This is a genomic window from Epibacterium sp. ABZ3_068 (assembly GCF_056159265.1).
In genome coordinates this window covers 806,522-831,084 of the sequence record NZ_JBSWUV010000001.1, presented here as the reverse complement: position 1 = coordinate 831,084, position 24,563 = coordinate 806,522, and the positions used below count along the sequence as shown (strand labels likewise).

Here is a 24,563-nt window from a genome sequence, read left to right as displayed (position 1 = left end):
ACATCAAGAGCGCCCAATCAAAGGGAGCTCTCAATAGGATCTGTCGGGAATGTGATATGCATTCCTGTTTCGACTTTGATCAGCGGTTGAACCCTGCTTGTGCCATCCCAGATAGTATTTGAGTAAGAAAAAGGTCGCGCAGGGGATGGCAATGGACGGATCGGCAATCGAAATCCAGGTCTTGGCCAGCATTGACCAAATCAGCGAACAAGATTGGGATGCCTGTGCCTGCCCAGAGAGCAAAGATGGCGGACGACCACTCGATCCCTTTACAACTCACAGGTTTTTAAGCGCCTTGGAGAAAAGCGGATCGGTTGGGCCGGGAACTGGTTGGCAGCCGCAATACCTGACGGCTTATCACGAAGGCGCATTGATCGCCTGTGCCCCGCTTTATGCAAAAGGGCACAGCCAGGGTGAATACGTCTTTGATCACAACTGGGCGCATGCCTATGAGAATGCCGGCGGGCGGTATTACCCGAAATTGCAGATCGCCGTGCCCTTTACCCCAGCGACAGGGCGGCGGCTTCTGGTGAGACCCGGATTTGAAGGGTTAGGGCATTCTGCGTTGGTGCAGGGGGCTGTGCAACTTGCCGACAACAATCAGCTTTCATCGCTTCACATTACGTTTTGCACCGAAGTCGAGCGTGCCATTGGCGAAGACATGAAACTGTTGGTGCGTAACGGACAACAGTACCATTGGCTAAACGACGGTTATGCTGATTTTGATGCCTTCCTGGCAACTCTGTCGTCACGAAAACGGAAAAATATCCGAAAAGAGCGCAAACAGGCGCAGGACTTCGGGGGGAGCATTCATTGTTTCAGTGGCGACGAGCTTGAACCGCGACATTGGGATGCGTTCTGGATGTTCTATCAGGACACTGGCGCGCGCAAATGGGGGTCGCCCTATCTGAGCCGTGCATTTTTCGACATCGCGCATGAGACGATGGCCGACGACATGGCTTTAGTACTTGCGGAGCGGGATGGTCGCTATGTCGCCGGCGCGCTGAATTTCATGGGGCGCGAGACGCTTTTTGGCCGATATTGGGGCTGTATTGAACACCACCCATGCCTGCATTTTGAATTGTGCTATTATCAGGCCATTGATCTGGCGATTGCTGAAAGGATGAAGCGGGTCGAGGCCGGCGCACAGGGAGACCACAAGCTTGCTCGTGGCTACTTGCCGACACTGACACACAGCCTGCATTGGATGCGTGATCCGGGATTTTCTGATGCGGTCGAACGGTACCTGGTGGCCGAACGGGCTGCGATCGAAGAGGAGATCGAAGTGCTGACAGACTATGGCCCATTCCGCAAAGCCGATGTGGAGGAACAAGAATGAGCGAAAAACTGTCCGAGGCCACCCGTGGCCCGTTACTTGATCCGCTGTTTCAGGCTGGTTGGTCCATGGTCGATGGCAGGGATGCCATTGCCAAGACGTTTTCCTTTTCGTCTTTTGTCGAAGCCTTTGGCTGGATGACCAAGGTCGCGATTTGGGCTGAGAAGTGGAACCACCATCCGGAATGGTCCAATGTCTACAATAGGGTTGAAGTTGTTTTAACAACCCATGATGTGGACGGGATCAGTGCACTGGATGCCAAGCTTGCACGTAAAATGGATATGCTTGTCTAGGGCGCGGTTTCCCACGCCCCAGAGTTTTCTGGTGGATCAGCCCATGGCGTCCAATAGGCCTTCTCCTGCGGAGATTTCGCATTGGCCGGGGTTTTCTTCGAGATTCAATACTTTTACCGTGTTGTCCTCGACAAGCATGGCATAGCGTTTGGACCGCCCGATCAGACCGGCTGGCGGGGCGTCAAAGCGCATGCCGATCGCATCCGTGAAGCTGCTATCTGCGTCGCCCAGCAAGGTCAGGCCTGCTGCATTGGCGCCGGTTGCCTCTCCCCAGGCCTGCATCACAAAGGGATCATTGGCAGAAACGCATATGATCTCGTCCACACCTCTGGCCGTAAACTGGTCCTTTGTGCGCATGAAACTGGGGACATGTGCTGAATGGCAGGTGGGGGTGAATGCGCCGGGCACGGCGAATATCACCACTGTGCGCCCTTTTGTCAGGGAGCTTACTGCAACCTGTTCTGGGCCCTCTGCACCCATGCGGGTTAAATGGGCGTCGGGAAGTTGGTCTCCAACAGAAATCATCGCGCGTTCCTCTTCTAGCGTTTGCGTTTCCGGGCACTCGGAATATAGGTTCCCACAAGACCGTGACCAGAATGTACAGAGGAGGCAAGCAACTAATGGGCCATTTCGTGGTAATAGGAGCCGGGCAGGCCGGCGCATCATTGGTTGCAAAACTGCGCAAGGAAGGATTTGACGGTGACATCACCTTGATCGGCGCAGAGGGAGCACTGCCCTATCAGCGTCCGCCGCTCTCCAAAGCCTATCTTTTGGGCGAGATGGAAAAAGAACGCCTCTACCTCCGCCCGCAGAGTTTTTACGAAGAAAACAATATTTCCCTCAAGCTGAACACTTATGTCTCGGCAATTGACCCGTCTGCCAAAACGCTCACTGCCGGTGGAGAAGTCCTGTCTTATGATCAGTTGGCTTTGACCACCGGCTCCAACCCGCGTCGCCTTCCGCCCGCCATTGGCGGTGATCTTGCGGGTGTTCACGTGGTGCGCGATCTGGCAGATGTGGACGGTATGGCCTCTGAGATCACACCCGGCAAACGCGCCCTGATTGTCGGTGGTGGCTATATCGGGCTGGAAGCAGCGGCGGTTTGTGCAAAACGCGGTGTTTCGGTTGTTCTAGTAGAGATGGCTGAACGTATTCTTCAACGGGTTGCTGCCGCCGAAACCTCTGATTATTTTCGCGCGCTGCATCAGGAGCATGGCGTCGAAATCCGCGAAGGCATCGGCTTAACGCGCCTTTTGGGCGAGGATGGGCGTGTTTCGGGCGCTGAATTGAGCGACGGCAGCACCCTGGACCTGGATTTTGTTGTTGTTGGCGTTGGGATCACACCCTCCATCGACCTTGCCGATGCAGCAGGTCTGGAAATCGACAATGGGATAAAGACTGATGCTCAGGGCAGAACCTCCGACCCATCGATATGGGCCGCAGGTGATTGCGCCTCTTTTCCGTTTCAAGGGCACCGCATCCGCCTTGAAAGCGTGCCCAATGCCATCGACCAGGCCGAAGTCGTCGCGCAGAATATGCTGGGCGCGGGCAAGACCTATGTCGCGCAGCCCTGGTTCTGGTCAGACCAATATGACGTCAAACTGCAGATTGCCGGGCTGAACACTGGCTTTGATCAGGTCGTGACACGCCAAGGTGCGGGTGCGCAGGCGTCTTTTTGGTATTACAAAGGCGACCAATTGGTTGCCGCGGATGCCATGAATGACCCGCGGGCCTATATGGTGGCAAAACGGCTGATTGATGCGGGCAAAACTGCTGATCCAGCAGTGGTTTCTGACCCGGAAGCCGACCTGAAACCACTGTTGAAAGCATGAGGATCATCGCAGGCGACTTCCGCGGCCGCGCCCTGGCTGCTGTGGGCAAAGGGGACGCGGGCGCACATCTGCGCCCCACCACAGACCGTGTGCGCGAAAGCCTCTTTAGCGTCCTTACCCACACCGGAGCCATTGCGGGCGCGCGTGTTCTTGATCTGTTTGCCGGTACGGGCGCACTGGGGCTTGAGGCTTTGTCGCGCGGGGCAGGTCACGTCACCTTTGTGGACGATGGGCGCACGTCAAACAGCCTTATCCGCAAGAATATCGAGATCTGTCGGGCAGCTGAGACCACACGCCTGATCCGGCGCGATGTTCTGAAACTGGGCGAACACAAGGATGCGCCTTTTGATCTGATCTTCCTGGATCCCCCATATGGCAAAGCACTTGGTGAAAAGGCGCTTGCAAATGCGGTTGCCCAAGGCTGGATCGCCCGGGACGCGCTGATTGTCTGGGAAGAAAACGCCCCGATGCAGGCCCCTGCGGGATTTACGCTCGAGAACAGCCGCAAATATGGCGACACGCATATTACGCTCCTGTGGTATGAACCCTAGGACATCCATTTGTCACGTTGACCCGATAGAGCAAATCCCTGAGTTCAAGGAGTCTCCCCATGCCAGTCACCTCTCCCAGACCTAAACTGGTGATCTTTGATTGCGACGGTGTACTGGTCGACAGTGAGCGGGTCACAAACGAGGTGATGGTTGCCAGCCTAAAGCGTTACGGGCTTTCAATGACGGTTGAACAATCCATGGATCATTTCGTCGGCGGCACAATGGCCAGTGTCATGAGTAAATCACGTGCCATGGGCGCTGATTTGCCGGACGCTTGGATTGATGAAGTTTACGCTGAGATGTACGCGCGGCTAGAGCGGGGCGTACATCTGGTGCCGGGCATTCCAATTCTGTTGGAGCGACTTGCCGCCGAAGCCATCCCGTTTTGCGTCGCCTCCAATGGCAGCGAGGCCAAGATGAAAATTACCCTAGGCCAGAATGATCTTTGGAACACCTTTCACCCACACGCAATGTTCTCTGCTTATTCCCTGGGCGTGGCAAAGCCCGACCCCGGTTTGTTTCTGGCTGCCGCCAGCCATTTTGACGTGCAGGCACGGGATTGTCTGGTGGTCGAGGACAGCGAAAGCGGAGCTTTGGCCGCCGCCCGCGCCGGTATGCGATGCCTCGGTTTTGTTCCGCATGGCTCGGGCGCGCGTCTGGCGAAACACAACGCCGAACTCTTCACCGACATGAAGCAGATGCCAGCTTTGATTGGGCTGGAAGCCTGATATCGGGCTTTCATCTTTTCACAAATACTTCGGGGTGAATTGGCCGTAAGTCCAAGAGGGGCAGAGCCCCTTCTCCCTTTCTGGAAATCACTCGTAAGTCGGATGAAATTTTCCGCCCGGTGACAGTGTAAAAATCTCAAACCCGCTTGCTGTCACACCAATCGAATGTTCAAACTGCGCTGACAGGGATTTGTCCCGCGTCACGGCTGTCCACTCATCAGCCAAAACCTTGGTTTCAGGACGGCCAAGGTTGATCATCGGTTCAATTGTAAAGAACATGCCCTCTTCCAGAACCGGGCCGGTGCCCGGGCGACCATAGTGCAGAACATTTGGCGGGGCGTGAAAAACCTGTCCCAGGCCGTGGCCGCAGAAGTCGCGCACAACGCTCATCCGGTGGCTCTCCGCATAGGATTGAATGGCATGGCCGATATCACCAAAGGTATTGCCGGGTTTTGCCGCCTCGATCCCTTTCATAAGTGAGTCATGTGTGACCTGGATCAGGCGCTCAGCTTTGCGTGGCAGCTTGCCTGCAACATACATGCGGCTTGTGTCACCAAACCAACCGTCCAAGATGACGGTGACATCAATGTTCATGATGTCTCCATCCTTCAACTTTTTGTCACCGGGAATACCGTGACACACAACGTGATTTACGCTGATGCAGCTGGCATGTTGGTATCCTTTGTAGCCAATCGTAGCAGACGTCGCATCGGAGGCTTCGACCATATCGGTGATGAGGCGGTCGATTTCGCCAGTGGTTTGACCAGGGAAGACGTGCTGCGCGATGTCATCCAAAATTTGCGCCGCAAGTTTACCTGCGGCATGCATTCCAGCAAAATCCGCGTCCTGATAAATGCGGATGCCATCTTTGGTCGTGCGGCCGTCTTTCGATCTCATCAAGGGCTCCAATGCTTGCCTGTTGGCCCGTATTTAAGAGGTTTTGGGAAAAAGGACCAGAGGGGCCGCGTCCAAGGCTTCAGGTTGAGTCAATTCCCCTGTCCAAGACGATGCGTTCAGGAGTAATGCGGGTGCCGTAAACGAAATGCTCGACCCCGGCTTCTTTGGCTTGCGCAAAAGCCGCCGCATATGCAGGGTCAATGTCTTCGGCCAATGCAAAGCGATCACAATCTGTGCGCTGCACCAGATATAGCATAACCGCGCGGTGCCCATTTTGAACCATTTGCGTCAGCTCTCCCAGGTGTTTTGTGCCACGGGCGGTGACACTGTCCGGAAACTCCGCAAGGCCGGTTTGGCGGGACAGGGTGACGCTTTTTACTTCGACATAGCAATCCGGCAAACCGTGTGCGCTTAACAGGAAATCAATGCGGCTTTTTTCACCGTATTTCACTTCTGGACGCACAGTGGTGTAGTCGGCCAGTTCCGCCACCTGCCGCGCTTCCAGCGCAGCGCGCAAGGCTCTGTTCGGGACCGATGTATCCACACCGGTGAAATGGTTGCCTTCGTGTTCCACCAAGCGCCAGCCATATTTCAGCTTTTTTTTCGGATCGTCATTGGGCTCTAACCACACCTTCATTCCAGGGGCAGCCAGCCCCATCATTGAGCCTGGATTGGCGCAATGCGCGGTAACCTCGCGCCCGTCTTCCAGCCGACAGTCTGCCAGAAATCGCTTGTAGCGTTTGATCAATACGGCTGGGACGAGGGGTGTGCTGAAATCCATGTAATTTTCCTATCGCACATAGAGGCGATGTCAACTCGCCAGAAACGGTTACGGTGTCTTGCCCTAGCTGGCTGTGCCTCTATCTTTGAGGGTAACTATCAGGAGAGATGAGAATGACGAATCCCACTGCCGCAATGCTGGTCATTGGTGATGAAATCCTGTCCGGCCGCACGCGGGATGCAAATATGTTCTACTTGGCCGGTGAACTGACCAATCACGGAATCGATCTCAAGGAAGTGCGGGTTGTCAGCGATGATGCACAGGCCATCGTAACCGCCGTTACCGCGTTGTCAGGCAATTACGATCACGTTTTTACCAGTGGTGGGATCGGTCCAACCCACGATGATATTACGGCTGATTGTATCGCCCGGGCTTTTGGTGCGCATATTGACGTGCGGGAGGATGCAAAGGAGATTCTTGCGGCGCATTACCGCGAGACAGGGAAGGAATTAAACGCCGCTCGCCTGCGCATGGCGCGCATTCCGGACGGTGCTGCTTTGATCGACAATCCAGTCTCGGCAGCGCCAGGTTTTACAATTCAAAATGTGCACGTCATGGCCGGAGTGCCGTCGGTGTTTCAAGCCATGGTCGCCAGTGTTCTGGCTACCATCGCCGGTGGCGCGCCGCTTCTGTCGCAAACCTTACGTGTCGATCGCGGCGAAGGGGATATAGCCGAGGTCCTGAGTCAGGTCGCCGAGAAATTTTCGGATATTTCGATTGGATGTTATCCGTTTCAGCAGAACGGAGCTTTTGGTGCGAATATTGTTCTTCGGGGCACTGATGGTGCCCGGATCGAAGATGCTTTGAACACATTGATTGCGGGGCTTGAATTATGAGCAACCCGATCCCGCAAGCTGACCCGTTTCTATATGATGTGGTCGAAGCCACTTGGCCTGCTGCTTCCAAACAGAGGCTTGGACCGGTCGTGTTGCGCGAAGGTCGCGGAGGCGGCAGCCGGGTATCCTCAGCAACTGTCGATGGTGCTTTTGAATTGGCGGATCTCGAACGCGCCGTCGTTGAAATGCGGTCGATGGGGCAACTGCCTTTGTTTATGGTACGGGATGGTCAGGAAGAACTGGATAGCGCCCTTGCTGATCTGGGATTTCGAATCAAGGATCCTGTTAACATCCGCAGCTGCGCCACCGCTGATCTTGCAGATATTGTCATACCGCGGGTCATGACGTTTAACATTTGGCCACCGCTAGCCATCCAGAAAGACATCTGGGAGGAGGGCGGCGTCAATGCGCCACGTCTGGCCGTGATGGAGCGGGTAAAAGAACCGAAAACCGCAATTTTCGGCCGTATCGACGAGCAGCCTGCTGCAACCGCCTTTGTGAGTATTCATGACGGAGTTGCGATGTTGCATGCGCTGGAAGTCAGGGCAGAACACCGGCGCAAAGGCCTGGCCAAATGGGTTATGCATCATGCGGCGCAGTGGGCGCTCCGCAATCGGGCACAAGAATTCTCTGTCGTCGTTACCAAAGCCAACCTCGCGGCCAACGCGCTTTATGACCGTCTTGGCTTGCAGATAGTCGGTCAATACCATTATCGCGAATTGAAAGACGCGAATTGATTTTGATAGGCATCTGCACATGTTTCGCTTTTTAACGGCCCTTCTTTGCCCTGTTATGATTTGCGCGGTGTGGTTTGGTACCGATGCCAAAGCTCAGGACCTGACCCTCCCATTGGGATCGCAAGAATTGACCATGCGTGACATGCCGTTGGCGCGCTATAGTGTTCCCCTTGGACCATGGAGTGATGGCCGGGTTTCTATGGCTTTGACCGAAGGCCAGGTGATACGCCGGACCTGGCGTGTGAGCAGCGGGCAGACCACCTTGCAGGTGTTCGATCCATTGCGCAGCCAGATCGTGGAACAAGGCTACGGGGTCCTGTTTCAGTGCCATGATGTGGAATGTGGCGGCTTTGACTTTCGGTTCGCAATTGACGTTGTTCCCGCACCGGATATGGCCGTCGATATCGGTGACTATCTTTTCCTTTCAGCCCGCGGGCCCGATGAGAGCTTTATTACTTTGCTCGTGTCTCGGTTCGGGCGTGAGAACTATATTCAGCTTGTCGAGGTGGGACGCGAGCGCCCTAATGTTGTCACCGTGGAACGGCCAGACGGGGATACTCGGCGTGGCCAATCGGAATTGGAAACGTCAGATCGTCAGGGTGAACCGGATCTTGCCGACAGGCTTATGCGGGATGGTCATGTCGCTCTGGATGGGCTGGATTTTCAGTCTGGTTCCACCGCGCTTGCCCAGGAGAGGTATCAGAGCCTCTCTGATCTTGCTGATTTTTTGACGGCAAACCCGGCACGGCGCGTGCTCTTGGTTGGTCATACAGACACAGTTGGCAGTCTGCAGAGCAATGTCTCCGTGTCCTTTGCCCGGGCTGAAGCTGTGCGCACCCAGCTGAGTGATGTCTATGGTGTCGCGCTCAGCCGTTTGGATGCAGTTGGTGCCGGATTTATGTCGCCCCTCGTCTCAAACGAAGACGCGGCAGGTCGAGAGATCAACCGCCGCGTCGAAGTGGTTCTGCTGCCGTCAGAGTGAGAGTGGAGTTATTTACCAGACCGCAGGGTCTTTGTTCGCAAAGGCATGCGCCAAGAAGTCGATAAAGGCGCGCACTTTGGGCTGGGTGAACTTGCCTGGAGGGTAGACCGCGTAGATACCTTGGGTTTCGACCGGAAGACCCGGCATGACATCTTCCACCAGCCCTTCGGACATTGCGTCCGCGTATAGGTAACTGGGCAGATATGCGATGCCAAGACCAGAGATCGCTGCCGTTAACAGGGATTGCCCGTCGTTGACCGAGAGCCAGCCGCTGGTGCGCACTTGGCGCTTTTCACCTGACGGTGCCGTCAGGCGCCAGACACTGCCGCTGGACTGGTTTGAATAATGGAGCAGCTTGTGATTGTTCAGATCATCAATTTTCTGCGGACGCCCGAACTCTTCCAGATAGGCGGGGGAGGCGATCATGCGTTTGGAGGTTTCTGCCAATTTGCGGGCGCGCAGCGAGCTGTCTTCCAGCTCTCCAATGCGGACCGCCATATCGAACCCTTCCGAAATCAACTCCACGTAACGGTTGTTAAGGACCATGTTGACGGTGATATCGGGGAAATCACGCAGGAATTCAGACAGCACAGGAGACAGGTGGTTTACGCCAAAGTCGGTCGCGACTGAGATCCTCAGCAGGCCTGATGGCGCAGATTGCATGGAGGTCACCAGTGCATCAGCTTCACCTGCGTCATTCAGGACACGTCTTGCGCGATCATAATAGGCCAGGCCGATTTCAGTGGGAGATACCCGTCGTGTTGTACGGTTCAGGAGGCGAGCGCCCAGCCGAGCCTCCAGACTGGAGACATGCTTGGAGACCGCAGATTTAGAGATGCCCATTTTCTTGGCTGCATCGGTAAACCCGCCTTGGTCTACTACATTGGCAAAGGCTTCCATTTCGGTCAGCCGATCCATCATTCGTCTCCTTTAACATTCCTGTGCAAGGACAAGTCATGCAGTGAGATTGAGGCAACTTCGCGGCGCGCTTGGGATAATTAAAGGGTTTTAGGTGATATCGTTTTGGGTCTGGAAACAAGGAAACAATAGAAACATCAGTTGCTTAGGCCAGGGTTATCGCTCCGGATCTCCAAAAGAGAAGGTCTATCTAGCTGCGAGGATCCAGCGGACGGTTGTACGTTTCCCCCTCCTTTACCAGTTGAACCTTCTGTATCTCGTCTTTGCTATGTTGCCCCCGTCAGCTGCCTTGGCCGAGGTTGCTGACGGGGCGGTGTATTGCGTCTGAGCCTTGTGGGGTTGACCACGTTTGCTAGCGAGCCAGCACCGTCTCTCTTCATAGTCTCGAACAGTTGCATGTGGCCGATCAGGACCACGGATCAGAAGGAAGAGAACATGGAAAGATTAACACAGGACGCAATCATCGGCATAGATGTCAGTCGCGATTGGTTGGACATTCACATTTTGCCCTCCAACTGCAGTCAGCGACTGCCAAATACCGACGAAGGACATGAACGGTTGAGTGAGATGGCTCTGTGCGAACGCGCATTGGTGTGCTTTGAGGCCACAGGGGGACAGGAGTGGAGGTTATGGGCTGCACTGGATGCCGCGGGGATCAAGACACGGCAATTGCCACCCGCGCAGGTCAAGGCCTTCGCCGCGAGCCGGGGCACGCGCGCCAAGACGGACGGAAACGACGCTAAGTTGATTGCACTTTTCATGGTTTTCAGACCTGAAGCCGGGCGCACCATCCCACATGAAAAGATACGCTTTCTCAGAGCCTTGATGTCAAAGCGCGGTCAACTCGTCGAGACACGAAAGCGGCTACTGGCTCAGATCAAGGCACATGACAAGCAGGGTTCGGCTGACATGTTCGAAGCCATGAACGGCGAATTGAAAAACCTGCTGGATCGTCAGATCGCTGAGCTTGAAGCCCGGATCGAACAGACCATTGCAACCGATGAGAGCCTTGCAAGGACCGCCGACATCTTGCGTTCTGTTCCCGGTATCGGCCCCGTGGCAAGCACGATGCTGATCGCAGAGATGCCGGAACTCGGACAGATCACTGGTGAGCAAGCTGCCGCGCTGACAGGCCTTGCGCCAATCGCACATGACAGCGGCGCGATGCGGGGCAAGCGCACCATCGGCGGTGGTCGGCGACTGCTGAGGCATGTGATGTTCCAATCCGCGCTCGTCGCCAGTCACCACAATCCGGTTCTCAAGACCTTCGCCGATCGTCTGCGCGTTGCTGGAAAACCGCACAAGGTCGTAATCACGGCAGTCGCCCGAAAGCACATCACAATCGCCAACGCACTCGTCAAATCACGACAAAACTGGGCTCCTCAGAATGTATGATAAATACAGTTGCTAGCCTGAGTTTCGTGCTGAAGCCACATCCAATGAGGTCAACAGGTGTGCCTAGCAAAGGCGTAAATCGACCTCTTCACTTGGTTTCGCGAAAGCGTGAATGGTGTGAAAAACCAGTCACAGTTTTGCAGCAAGGCGCATCCCTTGATCTATCGCGCGTTTCGCATCCAGTTCAGCCGACAATTCAGCACCACCGATGATATGTGCCTTGAGTCCATTCGACGTAAGGGCTTGCGCCAATTGGGTTTCTGATTGCTGACCCGCACAGAGGATCACGGTATCGGCACAAAGGTGCTCGATGTCAGTTTCGCCGGTGCGAACGGTGATCCCTTGATCTGTGATTTCTTCGTAGGTTGCCCCCTGCAGAAAGCGAACGCCATTGCGCTTTAGGCGTGCCCGGTGAATCCAACCGGTTGTTTTCCCCAAGCGTCGGCCCAATGGTTCATTCTTACGTTGCATTAGCGTGATCTGCCGGTGTGAGCGTGGCAGCACAGGGCCATCCGGGGTGAGCCCAGAGCGGTGCACTGCTGGATCGGCAATTCCCCATTCCTTCTGCCATTCAGAAAGCTGCGGTGAAGCGGTCATCTGCGCATCTTGGTCTGCGTGCAACAAGAACTCGGCCACGTCAAAGCCAATACCGCCCGCGCCTATGATAGCCACGCGGTCTCCGACCGGAGCATTGTGGCGAAGCACGTCGATATAAGACAGAACATTTGGTCGATCCTGGCCGGGGATCTTTGGATCGCGGGGGGTGACACCCGTGGCCAATATAATCTCGTCAAATGACTCCAGATCTTGGCTGGTGGCTGCGGTGCCCAATCGTTGGTCAATGGGGAGTGCTTTCACCTTTGTCTTGAACCAATCGACCAAACCGTTGAACTCTTCTTTGCCGGGAACGCGCCGCGCCATATTGAGTTGCCCGCCAATCTCAGACGATTGCTCAAACAGCGTTACTTTGTGGCCGCGTTCTGCGGCCGTGATTGCAGCTGCCAGTCCCGCAGGCCCGGCCCCGACCACTGCAACTGTTTTGGGCGTCTGGGCCGACCGAATTTCCAGCTCTGTTTCGTGGCAGGCGCGTGGATTTACCAGGCAGGATGTCAGGCGGCCGCTGAACGTGTGGTCCAGGCAAGCCTGGTTGCAAGCGATGCAGGGGGCAATCTGGTCAGCTTCTCCCCGGATTGCTTTTGCGACAAAATCCGGGTCCGCAAGCATCGGGCGCGCCATTGAGACCATGTCGGCGTCACCCTTTGCCAGAACCTGCTCGGCGATCTCAGGTGTATTGATCCGGTTCGATGTAACAAGCGGTATCGACACTTTGCCCATCAGTTTCTTGGTGACCCAGGTAAATGCAGCGCGGGGAACCGATGTGGCGATGGTGGGAATGCGGGCTTCGTGCCAGCCAATTCCAGTGTTGATAATGCTCGCGCCAGCAGCCTCAATCGCATGGGCCAGTTGCAGTACCTCATCAAAGGTGGAGCCATTTGGCACCAGATCGATCATCGACAGGCGATAGATCAGAATGAAGTCACTCCCAACAGCCTCACGAACCCGGCGCACAACCTCTATGGGCAGGCGCATGCGGTTCTCATATGATCCGCCCCAGCGGTCTTTACGCTTGTTGGTGTGGGTCACGAGGAACTGGTTGAGGAAATACCCCTCGGATCCCATGATCTCGACCCCGTCATAACCTGCCTCCTGTGCCAGTCGGGCGGCTGTTACAATGTCGGCGATCTGTTTTTCGATCCCGGTTTCGTCCAATGCCGTGGGGGTAAAAGGTGAGATGGGTGACTTGATTGCGCTTGGCGCAACACATTCCGGACTATAGGCATAGCGCCCCGCATGAAGGATCTGCATGGCGATTTTGCCACCTTCAGCATGAACGCGTGACGTAACGACACGGTGGTTTGTCGCGTCTGTCTCGGTTTGCATTGCGCTCGCCCCCGGCAGAACTGCGCCTTCTGTGTTTGGTGCAATGCCGCCGGTCACCATCAAAGCAACACCGCCACGCGCACGGGCTGCGTAAAATTCCGCGACCCTGTTCCAGTCCCCTGTTTCTTCGAGGCCGGTGTGCATGGACCCCATCAACACGCGGTTCTTCAACGTGGTGAAACCCAAATCGAGAGGGGCAAGCATATGTGGGTAGGCGGTCATGGCGGGGTCCTTCCTAGCGTTGCAATGAACTCTGCGCTTCACTAAGATCGCTGTCACCTCGCTACGCGGCGTCAACCCCTTGCGTGTCGTTGCGGCACAGGCTCTAACACTGAAAAGAAAACGAGGGCCTTTCACCATGACACCCGAAGATATCGAGAAACTTCCTTATCGCCCCAACGTGGGGGTAATGCTTATAAATAACGCCGGGGCGGTCTTTGTCGGCCAGCGTATGGATCGGCACAAGGATGCCTGGCAGATGCCACAGGGCGGGATCGACGAAGGTGAAGATCCGAAAACAGCCGCCCTGCGCGAACTGGAAGAAGAAACTGGTGTGCGGCGGGAATTGGTCGAGATCATCGCCGAGAGCAACGGCTGGCTTCCTTATGATCTGCCACACGATGTGGTGCCGCATTTCTGGGGTGGCAAATACCGCGGTCAGGAGCAGAAGTGGTATCTGATGCGGTTTCTGGGGCAGGACGAACAGGTTCAGATCGATACCGCACATCCTGAGTTTTCCGCATGGCAATGGCTTCCGGTGGATCAACTGGTTGACAACATCGTCCCATTCAAACGCGAGGTCTATGAACGCGTCTTGGCTGAATTCAAAGCGTATCTGTGATGACGGTTAAGCGGCATCTTTGGGCTGTGCTGATTTCTGGGTTTGGGGCACAGCGGTTCAGGCGCTGAGTTGCCTGCCTTACGGTATCACTGACAGCTATCTGAACGCTGCCCAATCAAATGCAGACTACAATGTCCTGAAGGGGCGTCTAACATTTCATCAGGGCAAGTTGGATCGCCAGTTAGATAGAGCAATCCGCAAAAACGGCGGTGCCCCGGTGAGCGTGAAAGCGCGTTTGAACGGTTTTGCTTTGGGTGCGAAGGGCTTTGATATTCCAGTCACTGTGGATGTGACACTGCATCTGAACTGTCTGGGCCCCTGGTGCCCACAGGCGACGTCCGGGCGCGATGTCATTATCTTCGCGCGCAAGTCGGGAAGCGCGTTGGCTGTCACGTTGGACGCATGTTCCGGTGATCTTTATGCTCTCACACCGGAGCATTTGCGCGAGGTTCTGCAATGCCACGCCGGTGGCACATGTCTGCCACGTGAAGAGCTTTGGACGCGCGAGCAGGAAAACTAAAAAGGCCTCCCTTTGGGGGAGGCCGCTTGTGATTTTGTAGAGGCTCAGAGCAATCCGGCAGCCGTTAGCAGATCGCGCACATCAGTCTGGGGGCGCGGGCCGATGTGGCGGATCACCTCGCCCGCACAGATGCAGCCGATTCGGGCGCATGTTTCCAGATCGCGCCCCGTCGCCAAACCAAACAGGAACCCTGCCGCGAACTGATCACCGGCACCGGTGGCATCCACCGGTGTGATCTTTTCGACCGGCACCTCGATCCGTGTGCCTTCACTGAGGACGGTGACACCATCGCCCGAACGGGTGCAGACAACCAGCGGGCAGATTGCTGCAGTTTTGGCCAATGCGGCTTCCAGATCGTCGGTCTCAAACAGGGATTTGATCTCATCCTCATTGCCGATCACATAATCCAGATCATGTTCGATCAGCGACAGGAAATCGTCCCGGTGACGCTCCACACAGAAGGGGTCCGAAATGGCGATGCCTGCTTTGCCGCCGCCGGCTTTGGCCGCGCGTGCCGCCTCGCGGAAGGCGGATTTCCCTTTGTCCTTATCAAACAGATAGCCTTCGAGGAAGACGATCTGCGCATTTTCAGCAACGCCAGCAGGAACGTCGGTCGAGCTGACCTCAGACGAGATGCCAAGATAGGTGTTCATGGAGCGCTCACCATCGGGTGACACAAAGATCATCGAGCGTGAGGTCGGCAGCTCACCACCGGCAACTGGCGGGTTCACAAAGTCAACGCCATCGTCCTGCATCGCCTTGGCATAAAACTGCCCCAGCGCGTCATCATGCACACGACCGATGAACGCGGCTTCAAGCCCCAGCGCACCAGCGCCCGCAAGGGTGTTTGCAACTGAGCCACCTGGCGTCTGCACCCGGTCATTCATTGCAGCGTAAAGCACCTCGCCGCGATCGCGTTCGATCAGCTGCATAATGCCTTTTTCAATGCCCATATGCTCCAGAAAACTGTCGTCGCATTGGCTGATAACGTCCACAACGGCGTTGCCGATGCCAACAAGCTGGTAGGTCTTCATAGGGTCTTGTCCTCGAATTGACAGAGATCACGGATAATACAGGTGCCGCACAAGGGTTTGCGAGCTTTGCAATGGTATCGCCCATGTAGGATTAACCAATGGTGTGCATGCAGTTGGAAGTCGGCTGGAATATGATCCTCGACCGCGCGTTCCACCGCGTCCACATCTTTGCCCGGTGCAATGCCAGACCGGTTGCCAACGCGAAAGATATGGGTGTCCACGGCCTGCGCAGGCTGACGCCACCACATGTTCAAAACCACATTGGCTGTTTTGCGGCCCACACCGGGCAGCGATTGCAGGGCGGCGCGGGAGTTTGGCACCTCACCGCCGTATTCATCGACCAGAATCCGTGACAGTTTGATCACGTTCTTGGCCTTGTTGCGGTAAAGGCCGATGGTCTTGATATGTTCGATTAGGCCGTCTTCGCCAAGATCCAGCATTTTTTGCGGTGTGTCAGCGATCTTGAATAGCTCTTTGGTTGCTTTGTTCACGCCAGCGTCTGTGGCTTGCGCCGACAGCGCAACCGCAACCACAAGAGTATAGACGTTGACATGATCCAATTCACCCTTGGGTTCGGGCTCGGCGTCCTGGAACCGGGTGAAAATCTCGCGAAGGGTATGATAATCAAGTTGCTTGGCCATTGCGGCCTTTAATGGCGTGTAGTTCTCTGTCTGGCAACGGCAAAGGCGGGCACAGCGCAGTCTTTCCTGGATTCTGTGTACTTACCGCAGGTTTCGGGTCGCACAGCGCGTGGCGTGCGTTAGATCGTGCTGTGAAAGGTAGCGGTGATGACGGAGCAAGTAGTGAAACTGGAAAAAACCTCAGGGCCTGAACACGAATATCATTACGGAGTGATGCGTCGTGCTATGGAGACCATTGATGCCTGCGAGGGATCACTCTCGCTTGATGATTTGGCGGTGCAGATGGGGATGAGCCCGTCTCACTTTCAACGTATCTTTTCTGCCTGGGTTGGGGTTTCGCCAAAACGGTATCAGCAATATCTGCGGCTGGGTCATGCAAAGTCGCTGCTACAGGATCGTTTTACCACAATTGACACCGCGCATGAGGTGGGGCTGACGGGGTCGGGCCGACTTCACGATCTGTTCCTGCGCTGGGAAGCAATGAGTCCAGGAGAGTATGCACGTCGTGGCGCAGGAATAGAAATTTTCTGGGGGTGGTTTGACAGTCCCTTCGGGCTAACGCTCGCGATGGGAACCGATCGTGGTCTATGCGGCTTGGCGTTTGCGGCGGAAACCGGGGCAGAGCCCGCCATGGCAGATATGAAGGCACGCTGGCCTAAAGCGAAATTTGTGGAAGACCCAACGCGCCTCCGTGCATGGGTGGAGTCTGCTTTTGCTCAGGAAGGAGAGACCCGGCTCTATCTGATCGGCGCCCCTTTGCAGATCAAGGTTTGGGAAGCTTTGCTGCGAATCCCGTCTGGACATGTGACCACCTATTCCGAAATTGCCATTGCAGCAGGCGCACCCAAGGCCGTGCGTGCTGTGGGCACCGCTGTGGGCCGCAACCCTATCAGCTGGTTGATCCCCTGCCATCGTGCGTTGCGAAAGTCTGGTGCTTTGGGTGGCTATCACTGGGGTTTGCCAGTGAAACGCGCCATGTTGGCCTATGAGGCGGCCCGAACCGAAGAAACCATGGTGTGATCAGCGAATTCTCCCCGGAGGCCCCCATGTGGCGACTTTTTGCCTAGAATTCCCCGCGTTCTCTTGAGGCTTTGTTGCTTCGGCATGATATATGATTGGAAACAATAAGCGCGGTGTCTCGGTGATTGAGGCCCGATGAGCAGTAAAGGACGTATCATGAACCGCTCAAAATTGACCATTGCGATGGGCCTAATGGGCGCTGTTGCACTCTCTGCATGTACAGACCCGGTTCGTTTTCAGGATGAAAACGGCCAGGCAAATAAGACCCAGCGTGGTGCCATTATCGGTGGTTTGGTCGGTGCTACGGTTGGCGCGCTGACCTCAGATGACGACAAACTGGAAACCGCTGTTCTCTCTGGTGCCGCAGGCGCGCTGGTCGGTGGGGTGATCGGGCATGAGTTGGACAAGCAAGAGGCGGAGCTGCGCCAGACGCTGTCCAATGATATTTCGATTGTAAACACTGGCGATCGCTTGATCGTGTCTTTGCCCAATGACCTTACATTTGCCACGGACAGCTCGCAGGTTTCCTCGGCTGTGCGTGCGGATCTTTTGAAAGTGGCAGACAGCCTTGTACGGTATCCCAACAGCTCTGTTCAAGTTATCGGTCACACCGACAGCGACGGGGATGCTGCCTATAACCAATCCCTGTCCGTACGGCGTGCAAACGCGGTTGCGGATTTGATTCAATCAGGTGGCGTGCCTTATAACCGCATTATCACAACTGGTCGTGGTGAAGAGCAGCCGGTGGCGAGCAATCTGACGCCTGAAGGCAAGCAGCGCAACCGCCGGGTTGAGATTGTTGTTATCCCCAACGCGACCTGACATCGCGCAACACAGATGATCTGAAACCGCCCGACCTGAGACGGGCGGTTTTCTTATTTGTGATTTTGTGCACATCACATGCGCTTTTTCAGGCCTTTTGTGCGACGCCATGGCGGTTATGTTCACTGTAACGCAACACCAACATGTGAGCTTAACGATGACACAACCGAAATTGCTTTTGATTTCAGGCGCTTTGCGCAAATCATCCACCAACACCAAACTGCTGCGTGAGGCGGCGCGTCTCTTTGGTGAGGCGGAAGTGATTGAAGCGAACCTATCCTTACCGCTTTATGATGGGGATCTTGAAGAGGCAGAGGGTATTCCAGAAGCCGTTCAGACGTTGGCCGCGCAAATTGCAGCGGCAGATGCGGTTGTGATCTCTACGCCGGAGTATAACAAGGCACCGTCCGGCGTTTTAAAAAATGCCTTGGATTGGGTGAGCCGTACCGATGAAGCGCCGTGGGCGGATAAACCGGTTGCAGTGCTTTCAGCTGCGGCGGGACGCGCCGGAGGTGAGTTGGCGCAATCCATTTTACGCGGCTATCTGCAACCATTCCAGCCGCGCCTGCTCGCTGGTCCCGCTGTGCATCTGGCGGCCTCATATCAAGAGTTCGACGACGACGGTCGGCTGAAAAATGAACGCTATTCTGAGGCCTTGACGCAGCTGATGATCAAACTGCGTGGTGAGATAGAGCATTAAATCAAAGGCATGGGCTCCCGCGCCCGCAGTAGGGCCAAACGGCCCCACTGAACGGCCTTGGGCCGGGCGCCGCGCTTGCGCGCGGCGCTGGCGTCCGGATCAGAGGTTGTCCTCTATGCGGAAGCCATCTGGAATAGCATTGATGTCCTCAAGGATTAGGTCGGCCATGACACTTGCAATTTTGGGTGCCATGCCAAAACCGATTTTGAAACCGCCATTTGCGATGAAGTGACCTGGTTGGTCCGGCCAGGCTCCGAGCATGGGCGCGCGCGATTTGGCGCGTGGTCTTACACCGGCCCAACGTTCCAAAATAGGCGCATCTGCCAGTTGGGGCATGGCTTTGATTGCGCGGTCGAGGATGTCGTCAAGCTGAGTGTCGGTGCTGGTGGGGTTGTCGAATTCTCTCTCGCTGGTGGAACCGATTGCAGTGGTCCCATCTGCATGTGGAATAATGTGCAAACTGTCAGCAAATAGTTGAGGTTTCTCGCGTGCGTCGAATTTCAGTAGGATGGCTTGCCCTTTGACACCGTTTCCTACTGGTTTGTCGAACTGCTCCGAAAGGGTCTTTAGGCCTTCATACCCTGTGGCGTGAACAACTACGCCCTGATCCGGGCCCTCGATCTGTATCGGTACGCTTTTGGCTGCCAGGGCTGCGACAAGTGCGGCACAGGCGCGGCGCGGGAACATGCGCCCGCTCAGCGTATCGTGGATCAGATAGCCAGTGGCGCTTGGAGGGGACCAGTTGTCATCCGGGGCCGGGATCACCTCCCATTTCGCGTTGTCCTGCCACAGCTCCTTTGCGCTGACGGCGCGGGAGCGTGCAAGTTCCAAGGTGCGAAGGTCCGCAATGGGTTGGAGCCGTCCGGTGCGACCGTATCCTGCTGAGAGGCCGCCAGCTTCTTCAACAGATTTCCAGAAAGACGCAGCCATCAGCAGGCTGTCGAGTTGAAAGGCTTTTTTGGTATTCCAGTTTTCCGGCACATGAGGGGCAAGAGCGCCGACGAGCCCGCCGCTTGCACCGCTGCCGGCGCCAAAGGGATCAATCACCTGAACCTTGGCGCCGCGTTGTGCACAAACCCAGGCGATTGACAGGCCAAAGATACCTGCACCACGTATGGTCACTTCTGCCATTGCCATTTCTCGTCCCTTTCGTCAGTGTCGCGCCGTTGCGCAGAACGTCATGTAAGGGAGTTTGCGATGGCAGACCAGAAGCCGAATGAGCCCAAGGCACAGCTCAGCTGGCGTGATGACGTGATCCCAGTGTCAGACCAGTTCGATGACCCCTATTTTTCAATCCAAAACGGGCTGGCAGAAACCGACCATGTATTTCTGGCAGGAAACGGTTTGCCGGATCGGTTTCGCCCCGGATTTCACATTGCGGAACTTGGGTTTGGAACTGGCCTCAATATGTTGGCCGTTTGGAAAGCTTGGGAAGAGGCGGGGCATACTACCCCTTTGGCCTTCACAAGTTTCGAAGCTTTTCCGATGACGGTTGCTGAAATGGCGCGTGCGCTCGAAGCCTTCCCAGACGTTGGTCCATGGGCAGGGCGGTTCCTGGAGGTTTGGTCTGGGGATGGCGTGCTCGAGATGGATACGCTGCACCTGAATGTCGTGCTCGGAGATGCGCGTCAGTCCTTGCCAGAGTGGCAGTCCAAGGCTGATGCATGGTTTTTGGATGGGTTCTCCCCTGCAAAGAATCCGGAACTATGGGGTGCAGATCTGATGCAGGCCGTTGCGGATCATACCGCACCCGGAGGAACAGCAGCGACCTATACCGCTGCTGGCTTTGTGCGACGTGGGTTGGAAAAGGCGGGCTTTGCAGTGCAGCGCGCGCCAGGTTTTGGCCGCAAGCGCCATATGACACGCGCCATTAAGGACAGCCAATGACACAGAATAACATGCGCCGCGGGATCCTGTTGATGATTATCGCAACCGCGATTTTTGCAATTCAGGATGGGATCTCGCGCCACCTGGCGTCTGAATACAACGTCTGGATGGTTGTGACGATCCGGTTTTGGTTCATGGCTTTGTTCGTGATGGCATTAGCTGCCCGTAAACCGGGAGGGATTCGAAAAACCGCCCGAAGCAAGCGCATCTGGTTTCAAGTGGGGCGCGGGTTCCTTTTGGCGGCTGAGATCTGCCTGTTTGTGTTGGCGTTTACATTGCTGGGCCTATTGCAAAGCCACGCTGTATTCTCTTGCTATCCATTGCTGATCGCGGCGCTTTCGGGACCAGTGCTTGGCGAAGATGTCGGATGGCGAAGATGGGCCGCAATCGGGGTTGGCTTTATCGGTGTTTTGGTAATCTTGCAGCCAGGTTTTGGAGTTTTTCAACCTGCTGCGATTGTTGCGTTGCTGGCGGCGCTGGCCTTTGCCCTTTATGGGCTTCTGACACGATATGTCGCGCGCTATGACACTCCGGATACGTCGTTCTTTTACTTGGGAACTGTGGGCATGGTCTTCATGACCCCGATAGGGCTTTTCCATTGGGAGGTTATGACAACGCCAGACTACGGGTGGATGGCTCTCCTAACCGTTTTGGGAGGGTTGGCGCATTGGAGTCTTATCAAGTGCTACGAGGTGGCCGAGGCAAGTGCCGTTCAGCCGTTTGCTTATCTGCAATTGCCATGGGTGGCTCTCATCGCGGTCTTCATATTTGGTGAGACGATCCAACCGAATGTCATGATCGGTGCTGCGATCGTGGTGGGGGCGGGGCTCTTTACCCTATGGCGTGAACGCGTGAAGCGTTGATCCTGCCAATTCCGCCGAGAACGGTTGAGGCAGCGGATCCTTACCAAGGCGGGCGCGATAGACAGGCAGGCTTTCGGTGACACGCATGACGTAATTGCGGGTTTCGTTAAACGGGATATGTTCGATCCAGTCGATGATGTTGGGGGATCCGTCGCGCGGGTCGCCATACCGTTCGATCCAGGCTTTGGGGCGATGGGGGCCTGCATTGTAACCGGCCGACATCATGACAACATTACCGTTGAACTCATCTGCCAACCCGGCCAGATACTGCGCCCCAAGGCGGGCGTTATATTTCCAGTCTTGTGTCAGCCGTCCTGTTTGGTGCTCTTTGGATATGCCAAGCTCTCCTGCTACGAGTTGTGCGGTGGCTGGCATCAGCTGCATCAGTCCACGTGCCCCTGCATGACTAATAACGGATGGGTCAAATTCACTTTCGCGACGAGAAATCGCAAGGGTCATTTCCTCGGCCATTGGCAAACTGCGTTTTGCCACGGGATGCAACGGAAAATACGCGTTTTTGAGCTCCACACCTTGCCGTGCAACACGCTTGGATACCATGACGGCCAGATGTGGTTCGTTGAGGTCAACAGCCATCTGACCAACCAGGGCAGCTTTGTCGGCAGGCAAGCTTTCCACAAGATGTGTCAAGAAGCGTTCCGCCAATGTTAATTCATCGGCTTCCAGAAGCTTCATCGCTGCCTGGGCAACCGAGGACTTCATAAAGTCGGCGTTTTTCCAATCGCCAGCAACTTGGGGCCGTGCCAAATCAGGATCAAAGGGCCTTCCCAAAGCCTCTGCCGCCAATAACCCATAAAACGATGTCTGGAACCGGGCTGCTTTGTCAAATGCCTCATAGGCTTTGTCGGCCTCTCCCATGGCGCCATATGCGCGGCCCAGCCAATAGCCGCCCCGCCCGACTGAGATTGGGGACTCGACTGCTTTTGCAAAACGTTCGAAATGATAAGCAGCCAATTCCGGATCTTTCAGAAATTGAAGTGCCACATAGCCTGCAATCCACTCGCAATCTGCGTACCCATACCCTGCATCCGGAGCGCTGAAGTGAAAGGCTGCCAGTTGATAGGCCTTTTCATAGTTCCCATCACGCATTTCTTGGCGGGCAAAGTCACGGCGTCGACGTAACCAGTGTTCTGGCCGGCCAAGCGCTTTGGCGCTGGTGCTCTGGCTCATCATCAGGTCAATTGCATCCGCTTGCCTGCGTTTGCCATCCCGCCAGGTGAACCGATCATAGGAGAGCCCGGGAACGTTGCGCAGCTTCTCTGGAACAGCCTCGATCTTTGCGTCGACACCGGGTTGTGTTTTTTGCAGTGCAATCCGGGCTTCGGTCAGCGCGCGATTGGCGTCGTCCAACAGCGGCAGCATCCGACCCGCGCTTTGAGTGTGCCCGTCCCACAAGAGATTGTCGGCTCGGGTTGCATGATAGCTGCGCAGAAGCTTGCCATGCTTGCTCAGGAATTCTTTGTGGGTCTGTTCAGGCATTGCCATAGTGGTCCAGGCACGGATCAGCTCCGCATTGCCCTCTTTGGCACGGCGGTTTGCGATCAAGGCTTCCGCATAGGCCAGTGCGCCAACAGGCGTTTGAGGGGCCTGAGCGCTAAAAAAACGCAGAATCGTCGCGTGGTCCGATTGAGCAATCGTGGCCTCACTCCGTCGACGTAGGAGGCCCAGACCTGGCCAATCATTGCGCCGCTCCAGGAACGCCAGAACCTCTGATGCAGATCCTTCGCCAGCGCGCAGACGGTGCCACTCAACCAGGTCTTGCGCCAAAGGATCACGCCGCCCCGCTTCACGCCGCGCGGTGTCCCATTCCTTGGCCTGCGCAGCGGCCATGGCATCGCCCAACCCCTTTGACCAACCAACTTGTGGGAGGGAGAGGCCTAATGAGATCACCGAAATTAAGGCGATCTGGCTGAGTTTGTGTCTCTTCACTTGCATTTTCCAGCGACTCGGGGATAGAGCCTGTGACGATAGTTCTTGGCGCGCAGGGTTCAAATCAAATCCGCGGGAAACCAGGGCGACCGGACCCATCCGGGGCGAATTTTCGCCGAAGATAGTAGATTAAGACACTCGCAAGTAAGGGAGCGCACCATGTTCAAAGGCTCTATGCCAGCCCTCGTCACCCCGTTTCGTAACGGTGAATTGGATCTGGATGCACTCAAACACCTGGTTGAATGGCAGATCGGAGAAGGTTCAACAGGGCTTGTTCCTGTTGGCACAACGGGTGAAAGCCCGACATTGAGTCATGACGAACATGAAACAGTTATTGCGGAAGTGGTAAAAGCGGCTGCAGGACGCGTTCCGGTAATTGCGGGGGCAGGGTCCAACAATACTGTCGAAGCGATCCGTTTTGTGGAGTTTGCAGCCAAAATTGGTGCGGATGCGGCGCTGGTTGTGACGCCTTATTATAATAAGCCGACCCAACGTGGTCTGATCGCTCATTTCACGGCGCTTCATGACTGTGCAGATGTTCCGATTGTGATTTACAATATTCCGGGGCGTTCTGTTGTCGACATGACACCGGAGACAATGGCTGAGCTTGCCAAACTGCCGCGCATCGTCGGCGTCAAGGATGCCACGGGTGATTTGGCTCGGGTGAGTCAACAACGCGCAACCTGCGGAGCGGACTTTGTCCAACTGTCCGGCGAAGATGCAACCGCGCTGGGCTTTAACGCACACGGGGGTGTTGGCTGCATTTCGGTTACAGCAAACGTGGCACCGAAGCTTTGCGCAGAGTTCCAGACGGCAACCCTCGCGGGCGATTACAAGACCGCGCTTGAATATCAGGATCGTCTGATGCCGCTGCACGAGGCGATCTTTATCGAACCGGGTTTGGTCGGCGCGAAATATGCGCTGGCGAAGCTGGGGCTGTGTTCCGAAGAGGTTCGCTCCCCGTTGACAGGTCTGGAAGACAGTACAAAGGCAGCAATCGACGCAGCCATGGCGCACGCTGGGATTATTTAAACCCCAAGGATCGCGAAGGATAGGAATAA

26 protein-coding genes are annotated in these 24,563 nt (G+C 55.8%); 17 read left to right on the top strand and 9 right to left on the bottom strand.

Annotated features, from left to right (window positions below):
• Window positions 1-151: 151 nt before the first annotated feature.
• Together ACXAEW_RS03835 and ACXAEW_RS03830 are read left to right on the top strand one after the other, a co-directional pair.
• Window positions 152-1,339 carry a GNAT family N-acetyltransferase gene (locus ACXAEW_RS03835; RefSeq protein WP_474940075.1) on the top strand — a complete coding sequence of 396 codons (1,188 nt, stop codon included), beginning with the start codon at window positions 152-154 and terminating at the stop codon, window positions 1,337-1,339.
• The gene (locus tag ACXAEW_RS03830) at window positions 1,336-1,629 is read left to right on the top strand and encodes a 4a-hydroxytetrahydrobiopterin dehydratase (protein ID WP_474940074.1); all 294 of its coding nucleotides are present in this window, start codon (window positions 1,336-1,338) and stop codon (window positions 1,627-1,629) included. The genes ACXAEW_RS03835 and ACXAEW_RS03830 overlap by 4 nt, the downstream gene beginning before the upstream one ends.
• Before the next feature lie 36 nt (window positions 1,630-1,665).
• Here ACXAEW_RS03830 and ACXAEW_RS03825 read toward each other — a convergent pair whose 3' ends face one another.
• Complete coding sequence (locus ACXAEW_RS03825) at window positions 1,666-2,154, bottom strand: redoxin family protein (RefSeq protein WP_474940073.1); 489 nt, start codon at window positions 2,152-2,154, stop codon at window positions 1,666-1,668.
• Between the two features lie 95 nt (window positions 2,155-2,249).
• Here ACXAEW_RS03825 and ACXAEW_RS03820 point away from each other — a divergent pair, with 95 nt between their 5' ends.
• From ACXAEW_RS03820 to ACXAEW_RS03810, 3 genes are read left to right on the top strand one after another with little or no spacing between them, the layout of a single operon-like run.
• Window positions 2,250-3,461, top strand: a complete 1,212-nt coding sequence (locus tag ACXAEW_RS03820) for an NAD(P)/FAD-dependent oxidoreductase (protein WP_474940072.1) — start codon at window positions 2,250-2,252, stop codon at window positions 3,459-3,461.
• The gene (gene rsmD, locus ACXAEW_RS03815) at window positions 3,458-4,012 is read left to right on the top strand and encodes a 16S rRNA (guanine(966)-N(2))-methyltransferase RsmD (RefSeq protein ID WP_474940071.1); all 555 of its coding nucleotides are present in this window, start codon (window positions 3,458-3,460) and stop codon (window positions 4,010-4,012) included. Before ACXAEW_RS03820 ends, rsmD begins: the two co-directional genes overlap by 4 nt.
• A gap of 59 nt (window positions 4,013-4,071) precedes the next feature.
• Window positions 4,072-4,740: an HAD family hydrolase gene (locus ACXAEW_RS03810; protein WP_474940070.1), complete on the top strand. Its 669-nt coding sequence runs from the start codon at window positions 4,072-4,074 to the stop codon at window positions 4,738-4,740.
• Between the two features lie 87 nt (window positions 4,741-4,827).
• Here ACXAEW_RS03810 and map read toward each other — a convergent pair whose 3' ends face one another.
• Window positions 4,828-5,637, bottom strand: coding sequence for a type I methionyl aminopeptidase (map, locus tag ACXAEW_RS03805; RefSeq protein WP_474940069.1), 810 nt, complete (start codon window positions 5,635-5,637; stop codon window positions 4,828-4,830).
• Window positions 5,638-5,716: 79 nt separating this feature from the next.
• Window positions 5,717-6,418: a DNA/RNA nuclease SfsA gene (sfsA, locus tag ACXAEW_RS03800; RefSeq protein ID WP_474940068.1), complete on the bottom strand. Its 702-nt coding sequence runs from the start codon at window positions 6,416-6,418 to the stop codon at window positions 5,717-5,719.
• 113 nt (window positions 6,419-6,531) lie between these two features.
• Between sfsA and ACXAEW_RS03795 the strand changes: the two genes are divergently transcribed.
• The 3 genes from ACXAEW_RS03795 (at window position 6,532) to ACXAEW_RS03785 (ending at window position 8,973) form a co-directional block, all read left to right on the top strand.
• A complete protein-coding gene (locus tag ACXAEW_RS03795; protein WP_474940067.1) occupies window positions 6,532-7,254 on the top strand; it encodes a competence/damage-inducible protein A in 723 nt (240 codons plus the stop codon).
• Window positions 7,251-7,991: a GNAT family N-acetyltransferase gene (locus tag ACXAEW_RS03790; RefSeq protein WP_474940066.1), complete on the top strand. Its 741-nt coding sequence runs from the start codon at window positions 7,251-7,253 to the stop codon at window positions 7,989-7,991. The genes ACXAEW_RS03795 and ACXAEW_RS03790 overlap by 4 nt, the downstream gene beginning before the upstream one ends.
• A 67-nt stretch (window positions 7,992-8,058) precedes the next feature.
• Window positions 8,059-8,973 carry an OmpA family protein gene (locus ACXAEW_RS03785; RefSeq protein WP_474940065.1) on the top strand — a complete coding sequence of 305 codons (915 nt, stop codon included), beginning with the start codon at window positions 8,059-8,061 and terminating at the stop codon, window positions 8,971-8,973.
• A gap of 12 nt (window positions 8,974-8,985) precedes the next feature.
• Here the strand turns inward: ACXAEW_RS03785 and ACXAEW_RS03780 are convergent, their stop codons facing one another.
• Entirely contained in the window at window positions 8,986-9,891 is a 906-nt protein-coding gene (locus ACXAEW_RS03780) for a LysR family transcriptional regulator (RefSeq protein WP_474940064.1), read from the bottom strand.
• Between the two features lie 435 nt (window positions 9,892-10,326).
• Between ACXAEW_RS03780 and ACXAEW_RS03775 the strand changes: the two genes are divergently transcribed.
• Window positions 10,327-11,286 (top strand): IS110 family RNA-guided transposase, encoded by a 960-nt coding sequence (locus tag ACXAEW_RS03775; RefSeq protein WP_474940063.1) that lies wholly within the window; start codon window positions 10,327-10,329, stop codon window positions 11,284-11,286.
• 129 nt (window positions 11,287-11,415) lie between these two features.
• On the opposite strand, the gene ACXAEW_RS03770 is transcribed toward ACXAEW_RS03775, so the two are convergent.
• Window positions 11,416-13,449 (bottom strand): FAD-dependent oxidoreductase, encoded by a 2,034-nt coding sequence (locus tag ACXAEW_RS03770; protein ID WP_474940062.1) that lies wholly within the window; start codon window positions 13,447-13,449, stop codon window positions 11,416-11,418.
• A 136-nt stretch (window positions 13,450-13,585) separates the two neighbouring features.
• On the opposite strand from ACXAEW_RS03770, the gene ACXAEW_RS03765 reads away from it, so the two are divergent.
• Together ACXAEW_RS03765 and ACXAEW_RS03760 are read left to right on the top strand one after the other, a co-directional pair.
• The gene (locus tag ACXAEW_RS03765; RefSeq protein WP_474940061.1) at window positions 13,586-14,068 is read left to right on the top strand and encodes an RNA pyrophosphohydrolase; all 483 of its coding nucleotides are present in this window, start codon (window positions 13,586-13,588) and stop codon (window positions 14,066-14,068) included.
• 19 nt (window positions 14,069-14,087) lie between these two features.
• On the top strand, window positions 14,088-14,588 hold the full coding sequence (locus tag ACXAEW_RS03760) for a hypothetical protein (protein ID WP_474940060.1): 501 nt from the start codon (window positions 14,088-14,090) through the stop codon (window positions 14,586-14,588).
• Window positions 14,589-14,632: 44 nt separating this feature from the next.
• On the opposite strand, the gene ACXAEW_RS03755 is transcribed toward ACXAEW_RS03760, so the two are convergent.
• Both ACXAEW_RS03755 and nth read right to left on the bottom strand, forming a co-directional pair.
• Window positions 14,633-15,622 (bottom strand): adenosine kinase, encoded by a 990-nt coding sequence (locus tag ACXAEW_RS03755; protein ID WP_474940059.1) that lies wholly within the window; start codon window positions 15,620-15,622, stop codon window positions 14,633-14,635.
• Window positions 15,619-16,263 carry an endonuclease III gene (gene nth, locus ACXAEW_RS03750; RefSeq protein ID WP_474940058.1) on the bottom strand — a complete coding sequence of 215 codons (645 nt, stop codon included), beginning with the start codon at window positions 16,261-16,263 and terminating at the stop codon, window positions 15,619-15,621. The genes ACXAEW_RS03755 and nth overlap by 4 nt, the downstream gene beginning before the upstream one ends.
• A 147-nt stretch (window positions 16,264-16,410) precedes the next feature.
• On the opposite strand from nth, the gene ACXAEW_RS03745 reads away from it, so the two are divergent.
• The 3 genes from ACXAEW_RS03745 (at window position 16,411) to ACXAEW_RS03735 (ending at window position 18,805) form a co-directional block, all read left to right on the top strand.
• A complete protein-coding gene (locus ACXAEW_RS03745; RefSeq protein ID WP_474940057.1) occupies window positions 16,411-17,283 on the top strand; it encodes a methylated-DNA--[protein]-cysteine S-methyltransferase in 873 nt (290 codons plus the stop codon).
• A gap of 156 nt (window positions 17,284-17,439) precedes the next feature.
• A complete protein-coding gene (locus ACXAEW_RS03740; RefSeq protein ID WP_474940056.1) occupies window positions 17,440-18,105 on the top strand; it encodes a YiaD family glycine zipper/OmpA-like lipoprotein in 666 nt (221 codons plus the stop codon).
• Between the two features lie 157 nt (window positions 18,106-18,262).
• Window positions 18,263-18,805, top strand: coding sequence for an NADPH-dependent FMN reductase (locus ACXAEW_RS03735; RefSeq protein WP_474940055.1), 543 nt, complete (start codon window positions 18,263-18,265; stop codon window positions 18,803-18,805).
• Between the two features lie 99 nt (window positions 18,806-18,904).
• Here the strand turns inward: ACXAEW_RS03735 and ACXAEW_RS03730 are convergent, their stop codons facing one another.
• Window positions 18,905-19,942 carry an NAD(P)/FAD-dependent oxidoreductase gene (locus ACXAEW_RS03730; protein ID WP_474940054.1) on the bottom strand — a complete coding sequence of 346 codons (1,038 nt, stop codon included), beginning with the start codon at window positions 19,940-19,942 and terminating at the stop codon, window positions 18,905-18,907.
• 60 nt (window positions 19,943-20,002) lie between these two features.
• Between ACXAEW_RS03730 and mnmC2 the strand changes: the two genes are divergently transcribed.
• A complete protein-coding gene (gene mnmC2 / locus ACXAEW_RS03725; RefSeq protein WP_474940053.1) occupies window positions 20,003-20,692 on the top strand; it encodes a tRNA (5-methylaminomethyl-2-thiouridine)(34)-methyltransferase MnmC2 in 690 nt (229 codons plus the stop codon).
• Window positions 20,689-21,555, top strand: coding sequence for a DMT family transporter (locus ACXAEW_RS03720; RefSeq protein ID WP_474940052.1), 867 nt, complete (start codon window positions 20,689-20,691; stop codon window positions 21,553-21,555). The genes mnmC2 and ACXAEW_RS03720 overlap by 4 nt, the downstream gene beginning before the upstream one ends.
• Here the strand turns inward: ACXAEW_RS03720 and ACXAEW_RS03715 are convergent.
• Window positions 21,529-23,508 (bottom strand): lytic transglycosylase domain-containing protein, encoded by a 1,980-nt coding sequence (locus tag ACXAEW_RS03715; protein ID WP_474940051.1) that lies wholly within the window; start codon window positions 23,506-23,508, stop codon window positions 21,529-21,531. The genes ACXAEW_RS03720 and ACXAEW_RS03715 overlap by 27 nt on opposite strands.
• 153 nt (window positions 23,509-23,661) lie before the next feature.
• On the opposite strand from ACXAEW_RS03715, the gene dapA reads away from it, so the two are divergent.
• Window positions 23,662-24,534, top strand: coding sequence for a 4-hydroxy-tetrahydrodipicolinate synthase (gene dapA / locus ACXAEW_RS03710; RefSeq protein ID WP_474940050.1), 873 nt, complete (start codon window positions 23,662-23,664; stop codon window positions 24,532-24,534).
• Window positions 24,535-24,563: the final 29 nt, after the last annotated feature.